Source organism: Massilia genomosp. 1 (genome assembly GCF_011682185.1).
Classification (GTDB): Bacteria; Pseudomonadota; Gammaproteobacteria; order Burkholderiales; family Burkholderiaceae_D; genus Telluria_A; species Telluria_A rubra.
Genome location: NZ_WHJF01000006.1, coordinates 53,890 through 68,444 on the forward strand (window position 1 = coordinate 53,890; position 14,555 = coordinate 68,444).

The following is a 14,555-nucleotide window of genomic DNA, read 5'->3' on the forward strand; positions in this document are numbered from 1 at the left end:
CGGAAAGAACAGCGGAAATTTGTGCATACACCAGTGCGGCCATGTCCACGGCGGTAGGCACGGCGGTAGGCACGGCGGCAGGCACCGCGGTAGGCACGGCGGCAGGCACCGCCGTGGACGCCAACTCAGCGCACGCTTAGCGCGGCCTGGCCGTCCGGCCGCGCCCCAGCGATGATGTCGGGCTCGCTCGCTGGCAGGCTGATCCGGTTGCGGCCCATGTGCTTGGCGCGGTACAGCGCCGCGTCGGCCGTCGCCACCAGCTGGCAGGCGGTGCTGTCCAGCGAGGCAATCGCGGTGGCCGCGCCAATGCTCACCGTGACGTGTTCATCGGCGCCGCGTCCGTTCGGCACCTTGAGCTGCTCGACCCGGCAGCGGATGCGCTCGGCAACGATGGCCGCACCCTTGAGCGACTGGTTCGGCAAGATCACCGCAAACTCCTCGCCGCCGTAGCGCGCCACCAGATCGTTGGCCCGCATTTCCCGCGACACGGCTGCGGCGATGCGCTTGAGGCATTCATCGCCGCCCAGATGCCCGTTGGCATCGTTGTAAGCCTTGAAATTGTCGACATCGACCATCAACAACGATAGCGGCTGCTGCTGGCGCAGGGCGCGCGACCACTCGGCGCTGAGGGTATTGTCGAAGCAACGCCGGTTGGCCAGGCCGGTCAGTCCGTCGAGCGTGGCCAATTGTTCGAGCGCAACCTGGGCCGCTTTTTCGTCGGTGATGTCGCGCAGGGTCTGCACCACCGCTTCGAGCTTGCCGTGCTCGCCAAAGATCGGGATGGCGTCGACGGCCAGGTAGCGCCGCTCGCCGAAGCGCGGCATGTCGCACCAGCTTTGCGCCGCCAACTGGCCGTCCGCGTGGCCGCTTTTGGCCGCCTGCGGATACAGCGAGTCGAGTTCCTCGCCTCGGCCTTGCGCCACCAGGTCGGCCAGGGTCGGGCGCGCTTCCTGATAAAAACTGCGCCAGTGATCGCGGGTGCCCAGCACTTCCTGCGCCGCCACCCCGGTCAGGCGCTCGCAGGCTCGGTTCCAGATGATCACCCGCCGCTCGTTGTCCAGTACAAATGCGGGAACGGCCAGCATCTCCATGAGCTTGTAGGCAAACGCGCGGCCCTGTTCCGGTGCGGCCTGCGCCGTCGCGCTCTGGACTGTCGTCGTGCTCATCATGTGCCGCCCCCGTGAAATTGTTCGTGACAAACTCTTGACGGCAAAGTGTTGACTGCCGACAAGACTTGATTTTGCCTGTCGCGCACGGCGTTTCTATTGATAAAGCACAAGGGTGAGGAGGATCGTGCGTCAGTGTGCGGCAAACGCAACCGTCAAGGGAATCGACACCGACAGCACCACGCCGCTGCCGGGCAGGCTGTCGATGGCAAAGCAGCCGCCGATGGCGCGCACCCGTTCCCGCATGCCCGGCAGGCCGCAGCCGCGCCCGTTGCCATGCTGCACCATGCCGACCCCGTTGTCCTGTACGCGCAAGGTGAGCATGTCGCCGAAGCGCTGCAGCTTGATGTCGACCTCGGTGGCATGCGCGTGGCGCGCCACGTTCGACAACGCCTCCTGTGCAATGCGGTACAGCATGGCGTCGCGCTCGGCGTCCTCGGGCGCATGGAGCGCGTCGGCGTCGGCCGTGAAGGCATGGCGGATGCCGTGCATGCGCGTGAATTCGCTCAGTTGCCACTCCATCGCGCTCTGGAAACCCGCTTCCAGCACGATCGGGCGCAGGTCGTAAATGATGGCGCGCAGCGACTTGATCGTGTTGTCGAGGTTGCCGATCATGCCATCGATCTTTTGCGTCATCAGCGGATGAGCGCCGGTGGTACTGACATGCATCAGTTGCAGGTCGATCTTGAGCGCCAGCAGATTCTGGCCAAGGTCGTCATGGATGTCGCGCGCGATGCGCTGGCGTTCGCTTTCGCGCACGCTTTCCTGCTGCTTGGTCGCCTGGCACAGCGACAAATGGGTGTTGGCGAGCGCCAGTTCGGCCACGGCGCGCGCGTGACGTTCGATGATCAGTTGCGCTTCGATGTCGGTCAATTGGTCGTCCAGGCGCAGGTGGCGTTGCAGCAAGGCGTAAAAGCCCCAGCCGATGAGCAAGATCCAGAACAGGGCGAGGAGGGCGGTGGGCGTGATGTGCATAATTACCTTCCGAGAAATCTGATAAGACAAGCTGGCAAGTCCAAGCTGACTCTGATCAAGTTACTCTCCGTCATCACCATCGATATTGTCTCCGATCAACTCTATTACAATTGGGAACGTATCTGTCGTAACGGCATCATTTTTGGTGATTTCCAGTTGCTCGACCCGACCTTGCTATAATGGAGGGTTAAGGATTAGGATAATCACGTGACTTACAGCATTAAAGAGATTTTTTACACCCTGCAGGGAGAGGGCGCGCACGCGGGTCGTCCCGCCGTCTTTTGTCGTTTCTCGGGCTGCAACCTGTGGACCGGGCGCGAAAGCGACCGCGCCAGCGCCGTCTGCACCTTTTGCGACACCGATTTTGTCGGCACCGATGGCGAACGTGGTGGCAAGTTTGCCAACGGCGACGCCCTGGCGGCGCTGATCGACAGCCTGTGGCCGGCCTCCTACCCGCACAGCAAATACGTGGTCTTCACCGGCGGCGAGCCCTTGTTGCAACTGGATGCGCCGCTGATCGACGCCATGCACGCGGCCGGCTTCGAGATCGCCATCGAAACCAACGGCACCTTGCCGGTGCCGCCCGGCGTCGACTGGATCTGCGTCAGCCCCAAGATGGGGTCCAAGCTGGTCGTGGAAAAGGGCAATGAGCTCAAAGTGGTCATTCCCCAGGCCAAGCAGGACCTGGGCGCCTACGAACATCTCGATTTCGAGAACTTTTTCGTGCAGCCGATGGACGGCCCGCTGGGCGAACACAACACCCGTCTCGCCATCGAGACCTGCAAGCGCAATCCCAAGTGGAAGCTGAGCTTGCAAACCCATAAACTTTTACAGATACCTTAAAGCACTTCATGCTCACGATTACACGCAAGCTCGAATTCGACGCGGGACACCGCATTCCCGACCACAAAAGCCAGTGCCGCAACCTGCACGGGCATCGTTACACGCTCGACATCACGCTCACGGGCGCCGTCATCCAGGCCGAAGGCAACTCCGACAATGGCATGATCATGGATTTTTCGGACATCAAGGCGCTGGCCAAGGAGCACCTGGTCGATGTCTGGGACCATGCCTTCCTGGTCTACGAAAAAGACGACAAGGTGCGCGAGTTCCTGGCCTCGCTGCCGGGCCACAAGACGGTGGTGATCGACCGCATTCCGACCGTCGAGAACCTGGCGCAGATCGCTTTCGATATTCTCAAGGCGGCCTATACCGACCGCTTTGGTACCGGTTTGCACCTGCACAAGCTGGTGCTGCACGAAACCCCGAATTGCTGGGCGGAGATTACCGATGCCTGATCCAGCCTTCATGCAACTGGCGCTGCAACAGGCGCAACATGCATGGAGCCTGGGCGAAGTGCCGGTCGGCGCCGTGGTGGTCAAGGATGGCGAGGTGATCGCGACCGGCTTTAACCAGCCGATCGGCCGCCACGATCCGACCGCGCACGCCGAAATCGTGGCGCTGCGCGCCGCCGCGGAAAAACTGGGCAACTATCGCTTGCCCGGATGCGAACTGTATGTGACCTTGGAGCCGTGCGTGATGTGTTCGGGGGCGATGATGCATGCGCGCCTGGCGCGCGTGGTGTTCGGTGCGCCCGATCCAAAAACCGGGGCGTGCGGTTCGGTGCTCAATTTGTTCGAGCAGGAACAGTTGAATCATCACACCGAGCTCGTTGGCGGTGTGATGGCCGAGGAGGCCAGCGGCATGCTGCGTGCATTTTTTGCGGAGCGGCGCAAGGCGGCCCAGGCCGCGCGGCTGGCGGCGCAGGCGGCGGAGCCGCAATAGCGGGGGCGGGAGCTTGGCCGGAACGGGCAGCGAGATGGGGGTTCTGGCAGGCGCCGCGCGCCAATCATCTCAACACCGTCGTTCCCGCGCAGGCGGGAACCCAATTTTCTCGAGCCGCCAACTGCTGCGCAACGAACTTGGGTTCCCGCCTGCGCGGGAACGACGGTTCTCATTGTATCGATGTTGATCGGCGCTTTCCGGTCAGCCCCGGCATGCCCACACGCACGGTATGCCAGCCACCGCGCAAAGATGGTATGCTCAATCGCGTCCATGCACGCAGTCTTGTTCCGCCGCATGCATGGCGCGTGTCACGCGGCTTAACCAATCACTCGTCTTCAAGCTGAGCATGCCTATTCTTACCGCCAACGGGATCCGGATCGCCTACGAAACAGCAGGCGACCCCAAGGACACGCCGTTGCTGCTGATTATGGGCTTGGGCATGCAACTGACCGCCTGGCCCGACGATTTCGTCGACGGCCTGGTCGACCTCGGCTTCCACGTGATCCGCTTCGATAACCGCGACAGCGGCTTGTCCACCAAATTCGACCATGCCGGCACGCCGAGCCTGTCGCTGGCCTGGCTCAAGCGCCTGCTGCGCTGGCCCCAGCGCAGCGCCTACACCTTGTCCGACATGGCCGCCGACGCGCTCGGCGTGCTCAACGCCCTCGGTATCGCGCGCGCCCACGTGGTCGGCGCCTCCATGGGCGGCATGATCGCGCAAGTCATGGCGGCCCGCCATCCCGAGCGCGTCATCAGCCTCACGTCCATCATGTCCGACAGCGGGCGCCGCGGCTTGCCCGGCCCGCGCAAAGAAGCGCGCGCGCTGCTGATGCGTCCACCCCGTAATACGCGCGACCTCGACAGCCTGATCAAGCACATGGTACACACCATGCGCGTCATCGGCAGCCCGGCCTATCCCACCCCCGAACGCCTGCTGCGCGAGCGCATCGCGCGCGCGATCGGGCGCAACCTGTGTCCCGGTGGGCTGGCGCGCCAGCTGATCGCCATCGTGGCCACGGGCGACCGCAGCGAACTGCTCAAGTCGATCCGCGTGCGCACGCTGGTCATCCACGGCGCGGCCGATCCGCTGGTGCCGCTGGCCGGCGGCGAAGACACGGCGCGCCTGGTGCCCGGCGCGCGCCTGCACGTCATCGAGGGCATGGGCCACGACCTGCCGCCGCAACTGATCGAACGGCTGCTCGCCTTGATCGATGAGCACGCGCACGGTAAGATAAGCCCCGACTCCACAGCGCGGCTTTTCGAAAAACAGTGAACCTACCCCCCATCGGCATCGCCATCGTCGCCCCGAGCGGCTTCGGCCGCGACAATGACGTCATCGAACGCGGCATCGCCTCCCTCATCGCGCAGGGCCACACCGTCCACAATTACTTCGAGGCCGACAAGGTCTTCCAGCGCTTCGGCGGCACCGACGAGGCGCGCCTGGAGCAGCTCAACGCCGCCGCCAGCGACCCGCAGGTGCAGGTGGTCATGGCGCTGCGCGGCCAGTACGGCCTCACGCGCCTGCTGCCGCGCATCGATTTCGCGCGCATGGCCGACAGCGGCAAGATCTTTGTCGGCTACAGCGACTTCACCGCCTTCCATATGGGCCTGATGGCGCAAACCGGTGCGCAAAGCTACGCCGGGCCGATGTTCTACAGCGACTTCGGGGCTGCCGAACCGGTGGCGTTCACGCAGCACGACTTCTGGCACTGCCTGCAAGGCCCGCGCCATGTCGTGCGCGCCTGCGTGTGCGGCAATCCACAGCTCGACGTCGAGGGCACGATCTGGGGCGGCAACCTGGCCATGCTCATCTCGCTGCTGGGCACCGAGTGGTTCGCGCGCATCGACGACGGCATCGTTTTCGTCGAAGACATCAACGAGCATCCCTACCGCATCGAGCGCATGCTGCTGCAACTGCTGCAGTCCGGCGTGCTGGCGCGCCAGAAGGCGCTGGTACTGGGCGATTTTTCGGGCTACCGCCTCTCGCCCGCCGACAATGGCTACGACTTTGACGCCATGCTGGCCTACCTGCGCGCCAACCTGCCGATTCCCGTGCTCACCGGCCTGCAGTTCGGGCACACGCCGCAGCGCGTGACGATTCCGTTCGGCGCGCGCGCGCAGCTCGTTTCCGACGCCGCCGGCTTCACGCTGACCATGAGCGACTATCCGACCATCGCGCATGCTTGAGGCCCTGGCGGCGCACGACTACTACCGGGCCACGTCGCCCGGCCAGGCGTATCCCGCGCTGGCCGGCCCGCATGATGCGGCGGTATGCATCATCGGCGCCGGCTTTGCGGGCCTGGCGACCGCGATCGGCCTGATGGAGCGCGGCGTGCGCGATATCGTGCTGCTCGACGCGCAGCGCGTCGGCCACGGCGCCTCTGGACGCAACGGCGGCTTTGTCTTCGGCGGTTTTTCGCTCGGCGCGCGCGGCATCGTTGCCAAGGTCGGCGTCGATGCTGCGCGCGGCCTGTACCAGATGACGCTCGACGCGGCCGAACGCATTCGCCGCCGCCTCGACGACTACGCCATCGATTGCGACGCCCGCCATGAAGGCGTGTACCTGGCCAACTGGTTCGACGATGCGCGCCTGCTCGACGCGCAGCAGCGCTTCATGATGGAGAAGATGGGCGTTCAATGGCAGCGCGTCTCGCGCGCGCAGTTGGCCGACAAACTCGATTCGACGCGCTATTTCGGCGGCCTGTTCGAGCCGGCCGCGTTTCATTTCCATCCTCTCAAATATGCGCAGGGGCTGGCTCGCGTGCTGGCGCAAAACGGGGTGCGCGTGCATGAACACAGCAAGGCCGCCAGCATCGCCGCCGACGGCGAGGGCTGGCTCGTGAGCACGGCCGCCGGCAGCGTGCGCGCGCGCGACGTGGTCGTGTGCTGCGGCGGCTACATCGAAAAACTGCATCCGCGCCTGGCGCGCGCGGCGCTGCCGATCGCCACCTACGTGATGGTGACCGAGCCGCTGGGCGAGCGCCTGCAAACGGCAATGCGCACCGGCGCGGCCGTCTACGACACCCGTTTCGCCTTCGATTACTACCGCCCGTTGCCCGACTCTCGCCTGTTGTGGGGCGGGCGCATCGCGGTACGCGAGCGCGGCGGCGCAGACGTCGCGCGCCTGCTGCACCAGGATATGCTCAAGGTCTACCCGCAACTGGCCGGCGTGCGCGTGACGCATGCGTGGAGCGGCATGATGAGCTACGCGCGCCACCAGATGCCGCAGATCGGGCGTCTGCCCGATGGCCTGTGGTACGGCATGGGCTTCGGCGGCCATGGCGTGGCGCCGACCACCCTGGCCGGCGAGGTGCTCGCCGCCGCCATCGCCGGCGACGGCGCTGCGCTGGCGCGCTTTGCCGCGTGGGGCCTGCCGGCGGCTGGCGGCCGTGCCGGCCTGGCGGCCGCCCAGATGACCTACTGGTACTACGAACTGCGCGACTGGATGCGCCAATGAAGGCAGTGCGCTCGGTGCGCATCGACACGCTGCGCGGCATCGCCGTCTTCGGCATCATGCTGGTGAACGTGTGGGGCTTCGCGATCGGGAATAACTTCTCGCGCTACGGCGTCATCGGCCAGCAGGCGCCGTTGCTCGACCAGTTGGTGGTCTTCGTGGTGGCCGCGTTTGCGGAGCAGAAGTTCTATCCGATCTTTGCATTCCTGTTCGGCGCGGGCTTCGCGCTGCAGACGGGAGGACGGCATTTTCCGGGGCCGCGGCTCGATCGCATCAAGACCACCTATCGCCGGCGCGTCACCTGGTTGCTCGGGTGCGGCGTGCTGCATGGCTCCTTTCTGTGGTTCGGCGATATTCTCACCGTGTACGCGATCTGCGGCTTCTGGCTCCTTACGCAGGCGGGCCGCAGCTTGTCGGGCATCGTCGCCTCGCTGCGCCGGATGGTCGCGCTCAACGTCGCGGTACTGGTGTTCATGGCCTACCTGACGTACCAGTTGATGAGCATGCCGCCGGAAGCGGTTACCTGGGGCGTGGACGAAATCGCGCGCACGCATGCGGTGTACAGCGAGGGAACGTTCGTCGCGATCGCGCGCGAGCGGCTGTCCGACTTCTGGGGCAACCTGACGAATTCGCTGTACTTCCTGCCCAAGGTGGCGCTACTGTTCCTCATGGGCGTGGTCAGTGTGCGCCTGGGCTGGCTCACGCGGCCCGGGCGCCATCGCGCGGTGTGGGGCAGGGTGCTGCTGGCCGCGCTGTGGGTGGGCGTGCCGGTGAACCTGTGGTGGGGTTGGGCCGCGCTGCGCGACGCCATCGATCCGCACACGGCCGGCTCGATGGCGGCATTTGTATCGTTTCTCGTCGAAGTAGCCGGCCCCTTGCTGGCGGCCGGCTACGTGGCCCTGGTGATGCGCGCGCCGGAACCGGTGCTGGCGGGCCTGGCGCGCTGGCTGGCGCCGGTCGGGCGCATGGCGCTGACCAATTACCTGGCGCAGTCCGTGCTGTTCGGCCTTCTGCTGCAAGGGACCGGGCTGCGCCTGGGCGCGCTGCTGTCGCACGCGGGACTGTTCGGCGTGTGCCTGCTGCTGATGGTGGTGCAGGCCGTGTTCAGCCGCTGGTGGCTGCGCCGCCACACACAGGGACCGATGGAGGCGGTGTGGCGCCGCTTCGCCGCGCGCGGCTGAACCGCGTGGCCGCTCAGGCGATGCTCATGTGGCCCGCGAGGATTTGCCACTGGCCGTCATCGGCCTGGCGCCACGTGCGTGTGCAGCGCAGGTCCAGCTTGAACGGCGACTCGCCGAAACTGCCAACCAGGTTCATGCGCGCCGAGATCACGCCCACCGGGCCGTGCGCCGCAACAATGCGCTCGCCCGCTTCGATCGCGCTGAACTTCAGCAGGCCGGAACGGTGCATGTCGAGGTCTTGCTGCTTGCCGATGACCTGGCCCATGTGCGTGGTAAACAGCAAGTCTGGCGCAATCAGGCGATCGAGCGCGTCGACGTCGGCGCCGAGCATGGCGAGCCGCAATTGTTCTTCCAAACCGATAATGTGTTCTTGTGCTTCGTTCATCACACTTCCTTGTGTAGTAAATCGCTCAGAACTGATAGCGAAATCCGGTCGAGATGACCGTTACCTTGGTTTTGGTCAGGCGCATCGCTTCGGCATTCATCGACCAGTGCGGATTGAAATTGAAACGCACGCCGCCGCCAATACTCGGATCGGTTTCGTTATAGTCGTCCTTGCCGACCACGACCGCATGCATCCTGGTGCGGCCGATGCCGGCGCGGCCGGTCAGGTCGAAGCGTTCGCTCAAAGGAAAGGCGCCCGTGACAGCGATGCCGTAATGCTCTTCCGGGTGGGCGGGCTCGTTGCGGTTGAAGCCATAGCCGATTTCGATAAAACTGAGCGAATTTCTGAATAGCTCGACGCCGATGTGCTTGTTGATCTGGTAGCCAGTGCGCAGGCCGATCGACAAATCGTCGCGTTCAATCCGGTCATTCGACGAGGATGCCTGGCCGAGCTGAACGCCGGCGTAGACGCCAGGTCCGTTTTCCACCGCTGAAGCCGGCATGGAGACGCCGGCGGCCAGTGCGACAAGTGCGCTGCTCAATATCATTCGCATAAAATATCCCGAGTAGGTTGGTGCGATAGCCTGACGCGTAATTGGGCTATTGCTGCGCGAAATTATAGCCGGGAGAATGATAAAAGTGGTAATCTTTGTATCCATGTAACATAATGCGGGCAATATAGTGCGTTTCTGGCGCATTAATCGAATCTATATATGTATAAACACGGCTATCCGATCCGTTAACCAGGGCAGGCGCGAGCGGATTATCGCGCCAGAATAGGACCGTGTGAAGAAAATCGTCTCTCTGTTTCAACGTAACTACGATGGCGACCGCCAGGTGCGCGACGAGATCGTTCCGGCCGCCGCGTGGGTCGCCGCTGGCGAAGGCATGGCGACCCGCAAGTGGGATGGCATGGCAGTCATGGTCGCCGAGGGCCTTGTCTACAAACGTTACGACGCCAAGGCCGGACGCACGCCGCCAGCTGACTTCATGCCGGCCCAGCCGGCGGCGGACGACGCCACCGGTCACTGGCCGGGCTGGTTGCCTGCGGTGGGGCCGGATTCAGCGCGCATCAACGAGGGTATTGCATGGGGCATGCGCGAACTGTTTGCCGGCGGGGCGGTGCCTGACGGAACATATGAAATCTGCGGCCCGAAAATCGGCACCCGCCATGGCGCTAATCCGGAACGGCTGACGGAGCATATCCTCGTTCCGCACGGCAAAGATGAATTGCCGGACTGCCCGCGCAGCTTCGGCGCCCTGCGCGAGTACCTGAACGAGCATCTTATCGAAGGCATCGTCTGGCACCATCCAGATGGACGGATGGCAAAAATCAAGACGAGCGACTTCGGTATCAAGCGCGCCCCGGCTTGATCCGTATGTCAGCCAGCAAGCGTCACCTTCATTATGCATGGGCGCTGATAGAATCGAGCCTCTTGGTGCCCGAGGTACTGGTTGTCGCTAACCGTAAACCGTTCCACACACTCTCTCTGTCGAACACAACGCTTCAGCGCTGATCGGTGTTCAACATTTTCCACCAACGTGGTTCGATCAGCGCTCGTGCCAATGCCGGTGCCAGCGGATAAGAAACTTACAAATGATGCGTTGACGGAATCCATGTTGAGTAGTCTAATGACAAGCTTGCTAACTAATAAACGAGATCAGGTGAAATCATACATTGCAGCATTTACATTAGGTTTGCTGGCAGCGTCTAATGCCAGTGCCGAGATGGTCACTTTCGACTACACCGCTAAGATCGATGAAGCACTGCATTTCACGAACCATGGCGCCCATGTGGATTCGTTGCAGTCAATCTCGTTCAATAACACTACGATTGAGGTCGGTTACACAATGCGCGGCTCTTTCACGATCGACTTGGACACGCCCGCATCCCTCCACCTGCCTTACCAGAGCCCGAATTCAGTCTATACCGAATACGGTAATCCGACCAATGGCGCTACCAGGAACCTCGCCACGATCAAGGTTGATCAGTCCGGTTATGGCTTTACCCCGAAACCTCAGGCCGGCGGCATGAGAATTGAAATTACCGATGGCGCAGTCGGCCGTGCGGATTCTTTTGTGTTCAATAACTACAATTTGGACCCGAATACTGGCAGAAGCGAATCGTTGACTTTCGCTCTTTGGCAGGCCAACGGTAGTCTGCTCACGAGTACGCGCTTGCCATCGTCACTTGATCTGAGTCGTGCGGACATGGCGACCCTCGTGTACAGCTACCGCGGGCCCAATTCCACCGACGTGTTTCGCACAAATGCGGTCCTCACGTCGCTTTCGGTTCGCACGGCGTCGCCGGTTCCTGAGCCATCAAGCTATGCCATGCTGCTCCTGGGCGTGTTCATGATCTGCGCAGTCAACCTCCATAAAACGAAATCCAATAGCTGCGTTCAAGCGACTGCGGGCTAGTACGTGTAATTTGCTCAAGCAAATCCAGAAGCATTTTTAGCCCGGTGCTATTGCTCATCTGCTCGTTGGCATCGTTAATGTGATCAGCGCGATCCTGTCGTCACTTAATAGCGACATGTTCGATCCAGTGGTGGGGCGGATGGCAAAAATCAAGGCGAGCGACTTCGGTATCAAGCGCGCGCCGTCCGCGCCGGCTTGACGGTTTCAGCCCTTCAAAGTCACCTCAACCCGCCGGCACGCGCAGGGCGCCGACCGCATCGAGCGTGACGGTCGCCTTGTATTGCGTATTGCCGAGCTTGAATGACAGCCTGGACTGGGGTGGGTCGCATGTCTTCATCAGCTGCGTCGACACCATGTCTGCATCGAAGCTGGTTCTCATCCATTGCGCGAGATGGCGCGGTGTGAACTTGGGCGCTGCCCGCAAAATCTGCCCAATGGAACGGGCGTGCGCGGGATTGTCGCGTTCAAGCCGCGCCAGGGCGCCAGGTTCGTCAAGATTGACATTGCTCGAAGCCATCGCCGGCGACGACATGACGATGGCAAGGGGTGAGAAGAGGAGCGCAAATAATGTCGGCATGTCGCATTCTCCTTCGCGTTGAGTGATAAGGCCGTCCGATCTGTTTTTTGACAGCCATTTCACGCCCCGGCTCGACCGGATGCAGGAAAATTTGCCCGCCACTGCATGCACGGCGGAGCACGATGCAGTGACGATAGAACTTACAAATCAAGCGTTGACGAAGTTTGATGCGAAATAGTCTAATCGCAACATTGCGCTGATGCTGGCACGCACCAAGCGGACAGTCGGCCGCCTCAAGCACCACAAACCGCACATATTGAAGACAACGCCAGATCGGTCAATGAATGCACATTTCAAGCAAGGCAAGGAAAATCATCATCCCGGTGTTGTGCATCGTCCTGCTCATCGGAATTTTCAAAGTGCTGGGCGCGATATTGTCGCCTTTTAACGGCGACAAATTCGATCCGACGATATGGAAATCGCCGATGACCGATGACGATCTGTCCAATTGCATGCGGGGCGGCATGGCTGACGATATCGTCAATAAGGTCATCAGGGTTGGCATGCCGCGCGAACGCGTGCTTGAACTTCTCGGCAAGGCACCTGACGGTCACGGCAACAAAGAGCAATATCCGCTCGGCTATTGCAGCGGTATTGGGGCGGATGTCGATTATCTCGATCTCTATTATGATGCGGCGGGCAAGCTCATCGACATCGACATACATCAATACTAGCGCCATCGGGCACGGTCGCCGACCGGGCAGGCGCCAGCCGCAGCGTCCCGTCCGATGCGCAGCCTTGTCCAGCGCAAAGTCGGCGCCGTGTTTTCCTCGCGGTCAAGCGTGTCGGCGAAGACTGTGCCCTCCGGCCGCGTTTTTCGCTGCTGCTGGCAGTGGCCGGCGGCGCATATTGTATAATGGCCGATTCGCGCCCAGCGCCTGTTTCCATTCGCAAGAGACCCATCACGCATGTTATCCACAGCAAATATCACCATGCAGTTCGGCGCCAAGCCGCTGTTTGAGAACATCTCCGTCAAATTCGGTGACGGCAACCGTTACGGCCTGATCGGCGCGAACGGCTGCGGCAAGTCGACCTTCATGAAGATCCTCGGTGGCGACCTTGAACCATCGGGCGGCAACGTCATGCTCGACACCAACGAGCGCCTCGGCAAACTGCGCCAGGACCAGTTCGCGTTCGAAGACATGCGCGTGCTCGACGTGGTGATGATGGGCCACACCGAGCTGTGGAACGCCATCTCCGAGCGCGACGCCATCTACGCCAACCCGGAAGCGACCGACGACGACTACATGCACGCGGCCGAGCTCGAAAGCAAGGTTGCCGAATACGACGGCTACTCGGCCGAAGCGCGCGCCGGCGAACTGCTGCTCGGCGCCGGCGTCTCGATTGACCAGCACCAGGGGCCGATGAGCGCCGTGGCGCCGGGCTGGAAGCTGCGCGTGCTGCTGGCGCAGGCCCTGTTCTCGAATCCCGACATCCTGCTGCTCGACGAGCCAACCAACAATCTGGACATCAACACGATTCGCTGGCTCGAAGACGTGCTCAACGACCGCAATTCGACCATGGTCATCATTTCCCACGATCGCCACTTCCTGAACCAGGTGTGTACCCACGTGGCCGACATGGATTACGGCACCTTGAAGGTGTATCCGGGCAATTACGACGAGTACATGTTTGCCTCGACCCAGGCGCGCAACCAGCAACTGGCCAACAACGCCAAGGCCAAGGAAAAAGTCGCCGAGCTGCAAGACTTCGTGCGCCGCTTCGCCGCCAACAAGTCCAAGGCGCGCCAGGCCACATCGCGCGCCAAGCAGATCGACAAGATCAAGGTCGACGACATCAAACCGTCGTCGCGCGCCTATCCCTTCGTGCGCTTTGAAGCCGAGAAGAAATTGCACCGCCTGGCGGTGGAAGTCGAAGGCATTTCCAAAAAGTACGACCGCCAGCTGTTCAAGAATTTCAGCATCATGGTTGAGGCCGGCGAGCGCATCGCCATCATCGGCGCCAACGGCGCCGGCAAAACCACCTTGCTGCGCTCGATCGGCGCCGAACTGACCGGTTTGCAGCCGGACACCGGCCGTGTCAAGTGGGCCGAGAACGCCAATGTCGGCTACATGCCGCAAGATCCGACCGAAGAATTCGCCACCGACGCCGTCCTCACCGACTGGATCGGCCAGTGGACCAAGGAAGGCGACGACGACCAGGCCGTGCGCTCGATCCTTGGCCGCCTGCTGTTCGGCGGCGACGATGTGAAGAAATCGGTACGCGTGCTGTCCGGCGGTGAAAAAGGCCGCATGATGTACGGCAAGCTGATGCTCGGCCGCCACAACGTCATGCTGCTCGACGAACCGACCAACCACATGGACATGGAATCGATCGAGTCGCTTAATATTGCGCTCGAAAAATACACCGGCACCCTGATTTTCGTCTCGCACGACCGCGAATTCGTCTCGTCGCTGGCCAACCGCATCCTCGAAATCAAGGAAAACGAAATCGTCGACTACCGCGGCAACTACGAAGATTACCTGACCAGCCAGGGTATCGACTAAGAGTGAAAGCGGGGCCCTGGCGCCCCGTTGATCCCGGGCACCAAGGTGGCGCACCAAGGTGGCGCACCAAGGTGGGGCACCAAGGTGCCCGCGCGGCATTCTGCG

General features: G+C 62.4%; 16 protein-coding genes. 11 read left to right on the forward strand and 5 right to left on the reverse strand.

The annotated features are described in order from the left end of the window. Positions 1-125: 125 nt before the first annotated feature. Both F1735_RS03675 and F1735_RS03680 read right to left on the reverse strand, forming a co-directional pair. A complete protein-coding gene (locus F1735_RS03675) occupies positions 126-1,169 on the reverse strand; it encodes a sensor domain-containing diguanylate cyclase (RefSeq protein ID WP_373888464.1) in 1,044 nt (347 codons plus the stop codon). A gap of 129 nt (positions 1,170-1,298) precedes the next feature. After that, positions 1,299-2,141, reverse strand: a complete 843-nt coding sequence (locus F1735_RS03680; RefSeq protein ID WP_167235664.1) for a sensor histidine kinase — start codon at positions 2,139-2,141, stop codon at positions 1,299-1,301. A 207-nt stretch (positions 2,142-2,348) separates the two neighbouring features. On the opposite strand from F1735_RS03680, the gene queE reads away from it, so the two are divergent. The 7 genes from queE (at position 2,349) to F1735_RS03715 (ending at position 8,561) form a co-directional block, all read left to right on the forward strand. Further along, on the forward strand, positions 2,349-2,984 hold the full coding sequence (gene queE, locus F1735_RS03685) for a 7-carboxy-7-deazaguanine synthase (protein ID WP_167235665.1): 636 nt from the start codon (positions 2,349-2,351) through the stop codon (positions 2,982-2,984). Between the two features lie 8 nt (positions 2,985-2,992). Further along, positions 2,993-3,439 carry a 6-carboxytetrahydropterin synthase QueD gene (queD, locus tag F1735_RS03690; protein WP_166893422.1) on the forward strand — a complete coding sequence of 149 codons (447 nt, stop codon included), beginning with the start codon at positions 2,993-2,995 and terminating at the stop codon, positions 3,437-3,439. Next, positions 3,432-3,926, forward strand: coding sequence for a tRNA adenosine(34) deaminase TadA (gene tadA / locus F1735_RS03695; protein WP_167235666.1), 495 nt, complete (start codon positions 3,432-3,434; stop codon positions 3,924-3,926). The genes queD and tadA overlap by 8 nt, the downstream gene beginning before the upstream one ends. Before the next feature lie 346 nt (positions 3,927-4,272). Further along, on the forward strand, positions 4,273-5,199 hold the full coding sequence (locus tag F1735_RS03700) for an alpha/beta fold hydrolase (protein ID WP_167235667.1): 927 nt from the start codon (positions 4,273-4,275) through the stop codon (positions 5,197-5,199). Continuing rightward, positions 5,196-6,113, forward strand: a complete 918-nt coding sequence (ldcA, locus tag F1735_RS03705) for a muramoyltetrapeptide carboxypeptidase (RefSeq protein ID WP_167235668.1) — start codon at positions 5,196-5,198, stop codon at positions 6,111-6,113. Before F1735_RS03700 ends, ldcA begins: the two co-directional genes overlap by 4 nt. Further along, entirely contained in the window at positions 6,106-7,383 is a 1,278-nt protein-coding gene (locus F1735_RS03710; protein ID WP_167235669.1) for an NAD(P)/FAD-dependent oxidoreductase, read from the forward strand. Before ldcA ends, F1735_RS03710 begins: the two co-directional genes overlap by 8 nt. Further along, positions 7,380-8,561 (forward strand): DUF418 domain-containing protein, encoded by a 1,182-nt coding sequence (locus tag F1735_RS03715; protein WP_167235670.1) that lies wholly within the window; start codon positions 7,380-7,382, stop codon positions 8,559-8,561. Before F1735_RS03710 ends, F1735_RS03715 begins: the two co-directional genes overlap by 4 nt. Positions 8,562-8,574: 13 nt before the next feature. Here the strand turns inward: F1735_RS03715 and F1735_RS03720 are convergent, their stop codons facing one another. Both F1735_RS03720 and F1735_RS03725 read right to left on the reverse strand, forming a co-directional pair. After that, positions 8,575-8,946, reverse strand: a complete 372-nt coding sequence (locus F1735_RS03720) for a nuclear transport factor 2 family protein (protein WP_167235671.1) — start codon at positions 8,944-8,946, stop codon at positions 8,575-8,577. A gap of 25 nt (positions 8,947-8,971) precedes the next feature. Continuing rightward, a complete protein-coding gene (locus F1735_RS03725) occupies positions 8,972-9,487 on the reverse strand; it encodes a porin family protein (RefSeq protein WP_167235672.1) in 516 nt (171 codons plus the stop codon). Between the two features lie 244 nt (positions 9,488-9,731). Between F1735_RS03725 and F1735_RS03730 the strand changes: the two genes are divergently transcribed. Both F1735_RS03730 and F1735_RS03735 read left to right on the forward strand, forming a co-directional pair. Beyond that, positions 9,732-10,319 carry a hypothetical protein gene (locus F1735_RS03730; RefSeq protein WP_167235673.1) on the forward strand — a complete coding sequence of 196 codons (588 nt, stop codon included), beginning with the start codon at positions 9,732-9,734 and terminating at the stop codon, positions 10,317-10,319. Between the two features lie 291 nt (positions 10,320-10,610). Next, positions 10,611-11,366: a PEP-CTERM sorting domain-containing protein gene (locus F1735_RS03735; protein WP_167235674.1), complete on the forward strand. Its 756-nt coding sequence runs from the start codon at positions 10,611-10,613 to the stop codon at positions 11,364-11,366. A gap of 223 nt (positions 11,367-11,589) precedes the next feature. Here the strand turns inward: F1735_RS03735 and F1735_RS03740 are convergent, their stop codons facing one another. After that, positions 11,590-11,943 (reverse strand): hypothetical protein, encoded by a 354-nt coding sequence (locus tag F1735_RS03740; RefSeq protein ID WP_167235675.1) that lies wholly within the window; start codon positions 11,941-11,943, stop codon positions 11,590-11,592. Between the two features lie 284 nt (positions 11,944-12,227). Here F1735_RS03740 and F1735_RS03745 point away from each other — a divergent pair, with 284 nt between their 5' ends. Both F1735_RS03745 and F1735_RS03750 read left to right on the forward strand, forming a co-directional pair. Next, complete coding sequence (locus tag F1735_RS03745; protein ID WP_167235676.1) at positions 12,228-12,617, forward strand: hypothetical protein; 390 nt, start codon at positions 12,228-12,230, stop codon at positions 12,615-12,617. 234 nt (positions 12,618-12,851) lie between these two features. Beyond that, on the forward strand, positions 12,852-14,450 hold the full coding sequence (locus F1735_RS03750) for an ABC-F family ATPase (protein ID WP_167227536.1): 1,599 nt from the start codon (positions 12,852-12,854) through the stop codon (positions 14,448-14,450). Positions 14,451-14,555 lie beyond the last annotated feature (105 nt).

Excerpts from the sequence above, each read along its gene's own strand:
- queD (WP_166893422.1), top strand. The coding sequence starts at position 2,993 with ATGCTCACGATTACACGCAAGCTCGAATTCGACGCGGGACACCGCATT.
- F1735_RS03750 (WP_167227536.1), top strand. The coding sequence starts at position 12,852 with ATGTTATCCACAGCAAATATCACCATGCAGTTCGGCGCCAAGCCGCTG.
- F1735_RS03720 (WP_167235671.1), bottom strand. The coding sequence starts at position 8,946 with ATGAACGAAGCACAAGAACACATTATCGGTTTGGAAGAACAATTGCGG.
- F1735_RS03675 (WP_373888464.1), bottom strand. The coding sequence starts at position 1,169 with ATGATGAGCACGACGACAGTCCAGAGCGCGACGGCGCAGGCCGCACCG.
- F1735_RS03740 (WP_167235675.1), bottom strand. The coding sequence starts at position 11,943 with ATGCCGACATTATTTGCGCTCCTCTTCTCACCCCTTGCCATCGTCATG.
- F1735_RS03680 (WP_167235664.1), bottom strand. The coding sequence starts at position 2,141 with ATGCACATCACGCCCACCGCCCTCCTCGCCCTGTTCTGGATCTTGCTC.
- tadA (WP_167235666.1), top strand. The coding sequence starts at position 3,432 with ATGCCTGATCCAGCCTTCATGCAACTGGCGCTGCAACAGGCGCAACAT.
- F1735_RS03700 (WP_167235667.1), top strand. The coding sequence starts at position 4,273 with ATGCCTATTCTTACCGCCAACGGGATCCGGATCGCCTACGAAACAGCA.
- F1735_RS03715 (WP_167235670.1), top strand. The coding sequence starts at position 7,380 with ATGAAGGCAGTGCGCTCGGTGCGCATCGACACGCTGCGCGGCATCGCC.
- F1735_RS03710 (WP_167235669.1), top strand. The coding sequence starts at position 6,106 with ATGCTTGAGGCCCTGGCGGCGCACGACTACTACCGGGCCACGTCGCCC.
- F1735_RS03745 (WP_167235676.1), top strand. The coding sequence starts at position 12,228 with ATGCACATTTCAAGCAAGGCAAGGAAAATCATCATCCCGGTGTTGTGC.